General features: G+C 64.6%; 10 protein-coding genes. All 10 read right to left on the reverse strand.

What is annotated here, in order from left to right; all coding sequences use genetic code 11:
* Window positions 1-37: 37 nt before the first annotated feature.
* Window positions 38-979 carry a DMT family transporter gene (locus AC0L3X_RS35660; protein ID WP_187388086.1) on the reverse strand — a complete coding sequence of 314 codons (942 nt, stop codon included), beginning with the start codon at window positions 977-979 and terminating at the stop codon, window positions 38-40.
* A gap of 188 nt (window positions 980-1,167) precedes the next feature.
* Window positions 1,168-2,007 carry an aldo/keto reductase gene (locus tag AC0L3X_RS35665; protein ID WP_063984789.1) on the reverse strand — a complete coding sequence of 280 codons (840 nt, stop codon included), beginning with the start codon at window positions 2,005-2,007 and terminating at the stop codon, window positions 1,168-1,170.
* An 8-nt stretch (window positions 2,008-2,015) separates the two neighbouring features.
* A complete protein-coding gene (locus AC0L3X_RS35670) occupies window positions 2,016-2,912 on the reverse strand; it encodes an SMP-30/gluconolactonase/LRE family protein (protein WP_063984790.1) in 897 nt (298 codons plus the stop codon).
* Between the two features lie 260 nt (window positions 2,913-3,172).
* Entirely contained in the window at window positions 3,173-5,878 is a 2,706-nt protein-coding gene (locus AC0L3X_RS35675; RefSeq protein ID WP_473317215.1) for a molybdopterin-dependent oxidoreductase, read from the reverse strand.
* Between the two features lie 14 nt (window positions 5,879-5,892).
* Window positions 5,893-7,110: an NAD(P)/FAD-dependent oxidoreductase gene (locus AC0L3X_RS35680; protein ID WP_071915934.1), complete on the reverse strand. Its 1,218-nt coding sequence runs from the start codon at window positions 7,108-7,110 to the stop codon at window positions 5,893-5,895.
* 10 nt (window positions 7,111-7,120) lie between these two features.
* Window positions 7,121-7,549 carry a globin family protein gene (locus tag AC0L3X_RS35685; protein WP_063986572.1) on the reverse strand — a complete coding sequence of 143 codons (429 nt, stop codon included), beginning with the start codon at window positions 7,547-7,549 and terminating at the stop codon, window positions 7,121-7,123.
* Between the two features lie 121 nt (window positions 7,550-7,670).
* Window positions 7,671-9,062, reverse strand: a complete 1,392-nt coding sequence (locus AC0L3X_RS35690; protein ID WP_063984793.1) for an MFS transporter — start codon at window positions 9,060-9,062, stop codon at window positions 7,671-7,673.
* A gap of 336 nt (window positions 9,063-9,398) precedes the next feature.
* On the reverse strand, window positions 9,399-10,193 hold the full coding sequence (locus AC0L3X_RS35695; protein ID WP_063984794.1) for an ABC transporter ATP-binding protein: 795 nt from the start codon (window positions 10,191-10,193) through the stop codon (window positions 9,399-9,401).
* Window positions 10,194-10,206: 13 nt separating this feature from the next.
* The gene (ntrB, locus tag AC0L3X_RS35700) at window positions 10,207-11,103 is read right to left on the reverse strand and encodes a nitrate ABC transporter permease (RefSeq protein WP_063984795.1); all 897 of its coding nucleotides are present in this window, start codon (window positions 11,101-11,103) and stop codon (window positions 10,207-10,209) included.
* Between the two features lie 61 nt (window positions 11,104-11,164).
* Window positions 11,165-12,478: a CmpA/NrtA family ABC transporter substrate-binding protein gene (locus AC0L3X_RS35705; protein ID WP_063984796.1), complete on the reverse strand. Its 1,314-nt coding sequence runs from the start codon at window positions 12,476-12,478 to the stop codon at window positions 11,165-11,167.
* Window positions 12,479-13,115: the final 637 nt, after the last annotated feature.

The following is a 13,115-nucleotide window of genomic DNA, read 5'->3' on the forward strand; positions in this document are numbered from 1 at the left end:
ACCGTTGATAGCACGAAGCGGGACACGCGAACTTGCGTCAGGGGTTCGGGGAACGCTCTTCCAGCACCAGCAGCTGGGCGCGGCGGATGCGCTCGCGATGGGCGATGTATAGACCGCTGGCGACGATGAAGGCAGCGCCAGTGACGGTCCAGACGTCAGGCACTTCGCCGAACAGGAAGAAGCCCAGAATGCTGACCCACAGCAACTGCGTGTACGAGAACGGCGCCAGCACCGAGGCATCGCCGTAGCGATAGGCCAGCACGATGATCCACTGGCCCACGGTCGACGCGACGCCGATCACGATGCCGAGCCCGATCGCGGTCCAGTTCGGCGTCACCCAGACGAACGGCACCATCAGGCTGAGGATCGCAACGCCCGTGAGCGCCGAATAGGCCATGGTGGTGAGGACGGCTTCGCGCCCGCTCATCATGCGCGTCAGGATCAGCGCAGCGGCCCAGCAGAATGCCGAGATGATCGGGAAGAACGCGGCGGCGTGAAACGCATTTGAGCCCGGACGCAGGATGATCATCACGCCGATGAGACCGATCGCGGTCGCGATCCAGCGGCGCATGCCGACCTTCTCGCTCAGGAAGATGATCGACAGCGCGGTGACGAACAGCGGCGAGACGAAGCCGGTGGCCGAGGCTTCCGCGATGGGGAGGAAACGGAGACCGGTGATGAAGAACAGCGAGGAGCCGAGCAGCGCGACGCCGCGCATCAATTGCAGGCCGAGGCGATCGGTGCGCATCGCACGCAGCGGCGAGCCCGGCAGCATCACCGGCGTGAACATCAGCGCGAACGTGACGAAGCGGATCCAGGTGATCTCGATCGACGGCAGGCTCGTCGACAGATACTTTGCGGTGACGTCGGAGCAGCCGAGGAATACCGTCGACAGCAGCACCAGCGCGATGCCCTTGAAGGGATGATCGACGCGCGCAGGCGCGCGGCGAGCCTCCTGCTTCTTCTCCGGCACGGGCATGGGAATACTGTCGAGCCTTGCGGCTGCGGCGGGCGGCGGTGTCACGGCTGGAACCTGGGAAAACTACGATTCGGGAACGATCGTAAAAAACGACAAATGCGCCGCTTTCACAACTTCTGAAAACAGGATGCCGATATGCGCTGACGACCCCGCGCGTCAATACTCCATTAATAATAGGCGTTTGTGCACTACAACATGGGCAGACTGCGCGGCTTCGGACCGCGCGGAAACGCCGCATCGAGCGCCGAAATCTCCTCTTTCGTCAGCACGAGATCGCCGGCCGCCGCATTCTCGCCGGCATGTTCCGCGGACGACGCCTTCGGGATCGCGAACACCGTAGTTGCACGGGTGAGGAAGCTCAGCGCGACCTGCCGCGGTGTCACACGACGCGCCTCCGCGATGCGTGCCAGCACCGCGCCTCCCTTGCTGTTGCTTGCGGGAAAATCGTCGTGGCCGAACGGAGAGTATGCAACGACAGCAACGCCACGCTTCTCGCACCACGGGATCACCGCATGCTCGATCGCGCGCTCCTTCAGATGATAAAGCACTTGATTGCAGGCGATGCGGCCTTCGCCGGAGACGTCGAGAATTTCGTCGAGATCGTCGGCGTCGAAATTGGAGACGCCCCAGGATTTGATCTTGCCGGCCTTCACCAACTCTTCGAACGCGGCAACCGTGTCCTCGAGCGGATAGGAACCGCGCCAGTGCAGCAGATAGCAGTCGAGACGATCGGCCTTCAGCCGCTTCAGCGAGCGTTCGCACGCCGTGATGGTGCCGCCGCGCGAGGCGTTGCTCGGCAGCACCTTTGAAACCAGGAACACTTCATCGCGGCGGCCTGCGATCGCATCGGCGATGACGAGCTCGGCATCGCCGTACATCTCGGCGGTGTCGATGTGGGTCATGCCGAGATCGAGCCCGCGCTGAAGCGCCGCGATCGCGCGCTTGCGGTCGCCATGGTCGAGATACCAGGTGCCCTGCCCGATGACGGAGACGTTCGCGCCGGTCTTGCCGAAGGGTTTTGCGTTCATGTCAAAGCTCACAGTCCGCTGATATCCGCAACCAGCACGCTGCCGGTCCCTGACTCCGTGATATAGAGCCGATCTTTCTTGACGCCACCGATGGCGACATTGGTGCAGCTCGGACCCGCGCAGGACTTGATCCGCGCGATCAGCTCTCCGTTCGGCGCGAACACGAAGACGTGGCCGAGCGAGGCGTGGCCGACGAACAGGCGACCGGCCGCGTCCATGGTCATGCCATCAGGACCGCTGGTGCCGAACAGCGAGCAGAAGCGGCCGACCTTCGACACGCTGCCGTCCTTCATGAACGGCAACCGCCACACCGCGTTGTCGCGCGTCATGGCGACGAACAGCACGGTTTCGCTGGGATCGAGCACCAGGCCGTTCGGGCTGATGCCGGTGTCAACAAGGCAATCGAGCCGGCCGCTTGGCGTCAGGCGATAGACGCGGCCGCTTGCGTCGTGCAGACCGGTCTGGCCCTGATCGGTGAACAAGATGTCGCCGTTGGAGGCGAGATGCAGATCGTTGCAGCCACGGAACGATTCTGAATTGCGCGCGGTCAGGATGGGCCTGATGCGCCCCGCCCCGGCGTCGAGCTCCATGATGCCGTGCATGTAGTCGGCCACGAGGATGCGGCCGTCGGCGGCGATCTTCAACCCGTTCGGCCAGCCCTCATATTCGATCACGAGCGACCACCCGCCATCAGGCGCGATGCGGAAGATGCGGCCGAAGGGAATGTCGACGATATAGAGGTTGCCGTCTTTGTCGAACGACGGCCCTTCGATGAAACTATCGGTCGGCACACCCGGCCGGTTGGCCTCGGCCCAATCGGTCCGCACGCCCTTGCGGCGGAATTGGTCGGGCATGGCGGAGAAGATCTTGGTTTCGATCAGGCGCGGCGGCGTTTCCAGGTACATCATTGTTGTTTTTGTGCATGTGGAGGGGGATCGCGGCAACATAGGGCACAATCGCGGGCGCGTCGATTGGGCGAAGGGCATGGCTGCGTCCACGTCACTCTCTGTCCCGGACGCGCTGCAGCGTGAAACGCCGCTGCGCAGAGCCGGGACCCAGAAAGGCCAAACACTCTGCTGTGAGATGGGTCCCGGCTCTGCAGCGCATCACTTCGTGCTGCGCAGCGTCCGGGGCACGAGACCGTCTCCCAGTCTGGAGAGATCCCCTACCCCGCAGCCGCCGCGACCTTCGCCTGCTTCGCCGGCGCCACTTCCGTCGTCGCGATCAGCTGCTTCAGCTCAGGGATACATGACCCGCAATTGGTGCCGGCCTTGAGCTTGGCGCCGATCTCGGCCGCCGTGCGCGCGCCGCTCGCGATGGTGTCGCAGATGGTGCCGCGGCCGACGCCGAAGCAGGCGCAGACGATGGGGCCGGTCGAGGCCGCGCCCTCCGTCGATTTGCCTGACAGCAGCATGCGGCGCTGCTCGTCGGTGACGTGATCGGCCACGAACAGACTCTTCACCACCTCCCAGTCGCCGGCATCATGCGCGGGGCCGACGAACAGGCAGGTCTCGATGCGGTCGCCCGCGAACGAGGCCGCGCGATAAACGCCGCCGCCGAAGTCGCGATAGTCGGCGACGTCCTCGCCGGCGACACCGTCGAGCCAGGCCGGCCAGCGCGACAGATCCGCATTGTCGGCGAAGAGATAGCCGAAGCCACCCGCAACCGTGACACGCGTCCACATCAGGTTCGGCGGCAGATCGAGCTGTTTGCGCGACAGCGCAAAGCCGCGGAAGACGTATTCATAAGGCGCGATCGCCGCCGGCGTGGCTTTCGACTCCGGCTGGCCCGAGAACGGATCGGTGAAGGACTGCACGAGCGCCCCGACGCGGCCGTGCGAGGCGTTCATCGCGCTCCAGTGGATCGGCGCGAACAGCGTGCCGCGCTGCTGACGGTCGCTGACGACGACCTTCAGGATGCACTGGCCGTAATCGGTGGTGATGCGGGCGTAGCCGTCATGCGCGATGCCGTGTTTGCTGGCATCATCCGGATGGATCTCGACGAACGGCTCCGGCAGATGCGCGCCGAGACGCTGGCTGAGACCCGTGCGCGTCATGGTGTGCCACTGGTCGCGGATGCGTCCCGTGTTGAGCCGCAGCGGGCGCGACGGTCCGGTCTCGCCGCGCAGCGCCGGCACTTCCGGCGCGACGAAGCGGCCTTTGCCGTCATTGGTGAAGAAGCCGCCGCTCGCGAAGAAGCGCTCGCCGGGCGCCACTCCTTCGCGCGCCGGCCACTGCACCGGCTTCAAGGCGTCGAAGGCCTCGTCCGAGAGCGCGGTCAGCGCGCCGATGTCGAAATCGCGGCTGCCGTCGTTCTCGAAAGCAGAGAGCGCGGCATGCTCGCGGAAAATATCGGCGGCGGATTTGTAGTTGAAGCTGTCGCCGAAGCCGAGCCGCTTTGCGGTCTCGCTCAGAATCCACCAGTCCGGCCGCGCCTCGCCCGGCGCCGGCAGGAACGAGCGCTGGCGCGAGATGCGGCGTTCGGAGTTGGTCACCGTGCCCGACTTCTCACCCCAGGCGAGCGCCGGCAGCAGCACATGCGGCCCAGCCTCGACCGTGTCATTGGAGAGCACGTTCTCGGAGACCACGAACAGCTCGAGCTTCTTCAGCGCCTCACGCACGACGTCCGCGTCCGGCAATGACACCGCCGGGTTGGTGCCCATCACCCACAACGCCTTGACCTCGCCGCGGTTGATCGCCTCGAACAGCTGCACCGCCTTCAACCCTTCATGGGTGGCGATGCGCGGCGCCTTCCAGAACCGCCTGACACGGTCGATATCCGGCGGTGTAAAGTTCATATGCGCGGCGAGCTGGTTTGCGAGGCCGCCGACCTCGCGGCCGCCCATCGCGTTCGGCTGGCCGGTGAGCGAGAACGGCGAGGCGCCCGGCTTGCCGATGCGCCCCGTGGCGAGATGGCAGTTCAGGATCGCGTTGACCTTGTCGGTGCCCTGCGCCGACTGGTTGACGCCCTGCGAATAGAGCGTGACGACGCGCTCGGTGTCGCGGAACATCTTGAAGAAGGCGGCGACGTCCTGTTCGGACAGGCCCGTCGCCAGCGCGGTCGCGGTGACACTGCCGGCGATGTTGCGCGCGCGCGCCAGCGCGTCATCGAAGCCCGACGTGTTCTGCGCGATGTAATCCTGGTCCAGCGCGCCATTGTCGGCGAGATGGACGAACAGGCCGGAGAACAAGGCGGTGTCGGTGCCGGGCTTGAGGCCGAGGAACAGATCGACGTCGCTCGCCGTGTCGGTACGGCGCGGATCGATCACGATCATGCGCGCGCCGCGCTCCTGCCGGTTCTTCAGCATGCGCTGGAACAGAACCGGATGACACCAGGCCGCATTCGAGCCGACGAACACGAGGAGATCAGCCTGGTCGAGATCCTCGTAGCAGCCGGGCACGGTGTCGGCGCCGAAGGCGCGGCGGTGGCCCGCGACCGAGGACGACATGCAGAGCCGCGAATTGGTGTCGACATTGGCCGTGCCGACAAAGCCCTTCATCAGCTTGTTGGCGACGTAATAGTCCTCAGTCAGGAGCTGGCCCGAGAGATAGAACGCGACCGCATCGGCGCTGTCGCGCGCCACGATGTGTTGCATGCGATGGGCGACGTGGTCGAGTGCATCGCTCCAGGCGACGCGTTCGAGCACGCCCTTGCAGCGGATCATCGGATAGAGCAGCCGGCTCTCCAGCCCGACGGTCTCGCCGAGCGCCGAGCCCTTCGAGCACAGCCGGCCGAAATTGGCGGGATGATCCGGATCGCCCGCGATCGCCGCGCCACCGTTGCCGTCGGGCGTCGCCAGCACGCCGCAGCCGACGCCGCAATAGGGACAGGTCGTCTTGGTGGCGCGGAGCGTGGGATCGATCGCCGTCATATCGAGCTGCCTTATCAAGCCGCCTTGGAAGGACGCGCCAGAGCGCGGCCGAACATCATGTCGGTGCGGATCGCCGCCACCTTGTCGCGATTGCGGATCAGCTCGAGATACCAGAGCGCATCGACGGTATCGCCGATCAGGACCGCGCCGGTGAGCCGGCCGTCGGCGATGACGAGCTTCTTGTAGGTGCCGCGCCTGCGGTCTGACAGCACCAGGCTCTCGCTGCCGTCCCCGCCCATGAAATCGCCGGCGGAGAAGACGCTGACGCCGGACACCTTCAGATTGGTCGAGACCACGCTGCCCTGATAGGCGGCGGGACGTCCGGCGAGATGTCGCGCCAGCACGCGCGCCTGCTCGTAAGCGGGCTCGACCAGGCCGTAGCAGGTGCCGCGATGCTCGGCACATTCGCCGAGCGCGTAGATGTCGGGCGAGGCCGTCTGCATCTCGTCATTGACGACGATACCGCGGTTGACCGCGATGCCCGCCTCTTTGGCAAGCGCCACATTCGGCCTGATGCCGGCGGCGAAGATCACGGCATCCGCCTCGATGCGCGTGCCGTCGGCAAGCTCGACGGCTTCGACATGTCCGTCGCCGTGAATGCGGGCGGTGGAGGCATTGAGCAGGATGCGGATACCCTTGCGCTCGACCAGCGTCTTCAGCAGGTCGGCCGCCGGCAGATCGAGCTGGCGCTCCATCAGCCGGTCCATCAGGTGCAGCAGCGTCACCGGCGCGCCGGCTTTCGCAAGGCCATAGGCCGCCTCTAACCCGAGCAGGCCACCGCCGACCACGACGACGCGCTTCTTCGCCGCAGCGAGCGTCAGCAGCAGATCGACGTCGCGCGTATCGCGAAAGGTGTGCACCCCGGTGAGATCGGCGCCCGGCACGTTGAGCCGCAGCGGCGTCGAGCCGGTGGCGAGCACGAGCTTGGAATATTCGACGCTCTCTTCACCTTCGATCTTGAGTTCGCGACGGCCGGTGTCGATCTCGGTGACGCGATAGCCGTAGCGCACGGTGACGCCGCGATGGCGCCACCAGTCCGCCGGCCTCAGCTCGATCTCGTGCGAGCCGGTCTCGCCGGCCAGCACGGAGGAGAGCAGCACGCGATTGTAAGCGAGCCGCGGCTCTTCGCCGATCACCGCGACCGCGTAGCGGCCGAGCGAGGTCTTGGCGAGCTCGTCGACCAGACGCGCGGCCGCCATACCGTTACCGACGATGACCAGCGGTTCACTCACAAGGCATCTCCTATTCGGCGGCCTGCGCCTGTGCGCCATAGGCCTCGGAAATCATGTAGCCGGACAGGACGCCATAGGCGTCGGTCCAGGCCGTGGCGAGTTCGGGTGTCCAGGCCTCGCCGAGGCCCTTCTCGAGGGTCCAGAGCAAGGTCGCGCCGACCACCGGATAGTGCTCAGCCTTGGCGCCATAGGCGACGTGACGCTTGGCGAGCGCCGAGGCCGCGGGAAGAATCGTTTCGAGCTTCGACAGTCCGCCGACGACGGCGGCGAGCATGCCCATCAGCTTCTTGCGCTGCTCGGTCATGTCCTCGGGAAACATCGCGCGCACGGACGGCGCCACCTCGAACAGGCGATCGTAGAACAGCACCGCGGCCGCCTCTGAAATCGGCGCGACCTTGGAAAAGCTCTGCTGGACGAGGGTGATCTGTTCTGAAGTCATGATGTTCTCCTGTCTGTTTCGGTCTGCCTTTGTCCGCGCCATTGCGAACAAGGTTCATGGGTCAAACGTCATCAGAGAGTCTTCTCCCCGCGTACGGGGAGAAGCGACATTCGTGCCAAACTCAGACTCGCGCTTCCGCGAGGCTTGACGCGCCCTCACCCTGCGGGCTGCGACGCAGGTAGAACCACCAGGTCAGTCCGAGGCAGGAGGCGTAGAAAGCGAGGTAGATCGCGAGCGCGAGCGAGGGACCACCGGTCATGGCGATCGACTTGCCGAAACCGGTCGGGATCAGATAACCGCCGACTGCGCCGATCGCGCCGATGAAGCCGACCGCCGCACCGCTCTCGATGCTCGCGGTCTTCAACGCCGCCGCGCGCGCCGCATCGCCCTTGCCGCGCACTCTGAACAGGTTCTGCTCGCGGAAGATCGAGGGGATCATGCGGTAGGTCGAGCCGTTGCCGATGCCCGTCGTCACGAACAGGATCAGGAACATCGCAAGGAAGCCGGTGAAGTCCTTGTGCCCGACGAAGTAGAGCACGCCGACGGTGGCGCCCGCCATCGCGATGAAATTCCAGAAGGTGAGGATGGAGCCGCCGATCTTGTCGGCGAGCAAGCCGCCGAGCGGTCGCGACAACGAACCGACCAGCGGCCCGAGGAACGCGATCGAGATCGAGATCGCCGGAAACTGCGTCTTGATCAGCAGCGGGAACGCCGCCGAGTAGCCGATGAAGGATCCGAACGTGCCGATATAGAGATACGCCATGATCCAGGTGTGCTTGCGCTTGACCACGGCAAGCTGGTTCGTGATCGACGACTTGGCCGTGGTCAGGTTGTTCATGAAGAACACCGCGCCGAACACCGCGATCGCGATCGGCAGCACCCACATCAGGCCTGCGTTCTGGAGGAAGATGCCGTCGACGGGGGACGCCTGGAACAGGTTGATGACCGCGAGCGTCATCAGGATCGGGGTCAAGAGCTGCACGCTGGAGACGCCGATATTGCCGCCCGCCGCGTTCAGCCCCAGCGCCCATCCCTTCATCCGGTCAGGGAAGAAGAAGGAGATGTTGGTCATGCTGGAGGCGAAATTGCCGCCACCGAGACCCGCGGTCGATGCGATCAGCAGCATCAGCCAGAACGGGGTGTCGGGCTGGCCGACGAAGTAGGCGAGCGACAGCGTCGGGATGAACAGGACAGCCGCGCTGAAAATTGTCCAGTTGCGGCCGCCGAAGGTCGTGACCGCGAACGTATAGGGGAAGCGCATCAATGCGCCGATCAGCCCGGGCACCGCGACGAGCTGGAACAGCTGGTCGGTGGTGTAGTGGAAGCCCGCCTGCGGCAGCTTGGTGGTGACGATGCTCCAGATCAGCCACACCGAGAAGCCGATATGCTCGGCCACGATCGACCAGATCAGGTTACGCCGGGCGATCACTTTGCCGCCCGCATTCCAGAACGCCTCGTCTTCGGGGCGCCAATCAGAAATCCACGTCGGATTTCGAGTCGGATTCGTCGTCATTGATAATCCCTTCTTGGCTCACCGCTGCGTCGTTGCAGGCTCAGCCTCCACGCGGAGGCGCGCGCCGAGGCCATGCCCCGGTGGCGAGTTCACGATGCTGATTGATGATGTTGAGGGACGTCGTCGTTGGCGTCGGAAAAGGTATTTCAATTTCCGTGCCAATTGCGCGCATACGGGAAATACAGGGAATTCAGGAGCTTGTTCGCATTGCCCGAAGTTCTTGCAGGCGTATTTCGCTCGCAAATTTAGCGGTTCGCTCAATCCTTGTGCGGCGCACAAGGATTGAGCGAGGTGTCGATTATTTAGGCGCGCTTATCATCCACGTTAAACCTTGGTTTACGCGGCCTCGACGAAGCGATGACGCTCGTAGAGGAACTCGAGCACGCGGTGGCGGCACTTCAAATAGGTGGAGTTGGTCGCGAGATCGAGCCGCTTGCGGGGACGTGCGAGCGGCACCTCCAGCACCTCGCCGATGCGCGCACTCGGCCCGTTCGTCATCATGACGATGCGATCGGATAGCAGCACCGCCTCGTCGACGTCGTGGGTGATCATCAGGATGGTGTTGCCGAGCTTCTGATGCAGCGCCATCACCGAGTCCTGCAGATGCGCGCGGGTCAGCGCGTCGAGCGCGCCGAACGGCTCGTCGAGCAGCAGCACCTTCGGTTCCATCGCCAGCGCACGGGCGATGCCGACGCGCTGCTTCATGCCGCCGGAGATTTCCGAGGGACGCTTGTCCCTGGCGTGGGCCATCTGCACCAGGTTGAGATTGTGCATGACCCAGGCGTCGCGTTCGGCGCGGGACTTGGTCTTGGCAAAGACCTTGTCGACGCCGAGCTTGACGTTCTCGTAAACGGTCAGCCACGGCAGCAGGCTGTGGTTCTGGAACACCACCGCGCGATCGGGACCCGGCGAGTTGACCTCGCGGTTCTCGAGCAGCACGCCGCCGGTTGTGGCGCCGGTCAGGCCTGCGATGATGTTGAGCAGGGTCGACTTGCCGCAGCCGGAATGGCCGATGATCGAGACGTATTGTCCCTTCTCGATCGTCAGATTGATGTCCTTGAGCACCTCCGTGCTGGCGGCGCCGCGGGTAAAGACCTTGTCGATGTGGTCGAGCTTCAGATAGGCGGTCATGTGCCCTTCTCCCTCAGTTCTGCGCCGTGCCGCGGGTGACGATCTTGCCGATGCCCGCGATCAGGCGGTCGAGCACGAAGCCGACGATGCCGACATAGAACAGCGCCAGGATGATCTCGCTGATATGCGAGGAGTTCCAGGCGTCCCAGATGAAGAAGCCGATGCCGACGCCGCCGATCAGCATTTCCGCGGCGATAATGGCGAGCCATGACAGGCCGATGCCGATGCGCAGGCCCGTGAAGATGTAGGGCGCCGCCGCTGGGATCATGATCTTGCCGAAGAACTCGAGCGGATTGAGCTGCACCACCGCGGCGACGTTGCGGTAGTCCTGCGGGATGTTGCGGATGCCGACCGCGGTGTTGATGATGATCGGCCAGATCGAGGTGATGAAGATGACGAAGATCGCCGAAGGCTGGCCGTCGCGGAACGCCGCGAGCGACAGCGGCAGCCAGGCGAGCGGCGGGATGGTGCGCAGCACCTGGAACAGCGGATCGAGCCCGCGCATCGCCCAGACCGACTGCCCGACCAGCACGCCGAGCGCGATGCCGGCGATGGCCGACAGCGAATAGCCGAGCGCGACGCGCTGGAGACTGGCGGAGAGATGCCAGAACAGGCCCTTGTCGATGCCACCATGATCGAAGAACGGATCGAGGATCAGTTCCTTGGTGTCCTTGAACACCCGCGACGGCGGCGGCAGCGCCGAGCCGGCGCGGCGGCACACCAGCTCCCACACCAGCGTCAGCAACGCGATCACGACCAGCGGCGGAATCACGCGCACGGCGGTCTCCCTGGCGATGCGGGCGTAAGTCTCGGCGCGCGGCGGACGCTTGAGCGTCATCGCGACGACCGGCGCGGCGGCACCCGCAGGCGTTGCGGTCTCAACCTCAATCTTCGTGGCAGGCATGTTCATTGAAAATCCCTCTCCGGCTTCAAAGGACGATGCGGCCGCCCAAGGGCGGCCGCTGGCTCCATCAGACTTCGACGCGCTTGATCGCGAGCGATTTCAGATAGGCCGCCGGATTTTCGGGATCGAATACCTTGCCGTCGAAGAAGGTCTCCTTGCCGCGCGAGGTGGAGGCCGGGATCTCGGAAGCCGCGACGCCGAGCGTCTTGGCCGCATCGCGCCACATGTCCTCGCGGTTGACCTTGCCGATCAGCGCCTTGCTGTCGAAGGAAGCTTCATATTTGCCCCACCGGATGTCCTCGGTCATGAACCAGAGATCATGGCTCTGGAACGGATAGGAGGCGAAGTCGCGCCAGTACTTCATGATGTGCGGTGAGTTCTCGACCACCTTGCCGGCATTGCCGTAGTCGAACTTGCCCTTGGCGCGATCGGCGATGTCCTCGACCGGGCAGTTAATCCACTGCCGTTTCGCCATGATGGTCGCGAGCTCTTCCTTGTTCTCCATCTTGTCGGCCCATTGCTGCGCCTCCATCACGGCCATCAGGATCGCCTTGGCAGCCTTCGGGTTCTTGTCGACCCAGGCCGCGCGCATGCCGAGCGACTTTTCGGGATGCTTGCTCCAGATCTCGCCGGTGTTGACGGCGGTGTAGCCGATGCCCTGATGCACGAGCTGCCCGGGCCAGGGCTCGCCGACGCAGAACGCGTCCATGGTGCCGACCTTCATGTTCGCCACCATCTGCGGCGGCGGCACGGTGATTGTCTCGACGTCCTTGTCGGGATCGATGCCGCCGGCGGCGAGCCAATAGCGGACCCAGAGGTCATGTGTGCCGCCCGGGAAGGTCATCGCGACCTTGGCCGACTTGCCATCGGCCTTCTTCTTCTCGAACGCCGCCTTCAGCACCGACGCGTCGGCACCGACCTTGAGGTCGGCATATTCCTTGGCGACCGAGATGCACTGCGCATCGAGATTGAGCCGCGCCAGGATGTACATCGGGGTCGGCTGGTTGTTCTGCGTCACCTTGCCGGCGGAAATCAGATACGGCATCGGGGTCAGGATGTGCGCGCCGTCGATGCCGTTCCCCTCCGAGCCGAGCACGAGATTGTCGCGCGTGGTGCCCCATGAGGCCTGCTTCTGCACGTCGGTGTCGGGCACGCCGTATTTGGCGAACAGGCCCTTGTCCTTGGCGACGAAGAGCGGACCGGCATCGCTCAACGCGATGAAGCCGAGCTTGGCGCCCTTGACCTCGGGGCCTGCGTCCTGCGCGAAGGCGCCGGCGGGGAAATTCAGCTTGGCGGCGGCGAGAAGAGCGGCGGTGCTGCCGGCGGCCTTCAACAATTGACGGCGGCTCAGGCCCGAGGGCTGGCGGGTGCGCTTGGTCATAGGCAGTGTCGTCCTTTGCATCGTTGCAGAATTGATGGCGTCAGTGCTCGCGAGCAGCCCGTCCGTCCGTGACGCCAGAAAAAGGCGCATGCGAACGCATGGCGGGGGAGACCCCCGTCTGGTGGCGTCGGCAAATCGGATGAGAAGTCTCGCGGGACGGCTTCAATGGCGTCGGCTTGAATGATTCAAGCTTCATGCCAAGCCCGCCACTTCGAAAACTATCGAAAAATGAATGGGTTATTGATGCCGCGCCAGACTGTCGCAGGCTTGCTGCGCACGCGGAACTTGCGGATTGCTCATTCCTTGTGCGCCGCACAAATCTTATGCAGCGGCCCAAGCAAAAGGCCGTGCGTCCGCAAAAGTCAGCTGAACGCGCGCAGCATCCGTCTGATATCACTAGCCTTTTCTAACACGCCCATACGGCACGCAACTTGCTTCTTCACCGACGTCAACGAAGACTGCGGCTCGCCGCATTGTTGCAGCCTCTGGCGGCTGCATCCCGGAAGCTCAACTGCTTCGCGGCCCTCCCCGGCTCAGTCCTCGTGACGCGATTCCCAAGGCTTCCAAACCTTCCATAGCCCTCGTGCGGCAGAGCTGTCCGCACGGCCAATGATGTTCAGCTGCGCTCTCTCGGGCG

Source organism: Bradyrhizobium sp. MI1.7 (genome assembly GCF_055811795.1).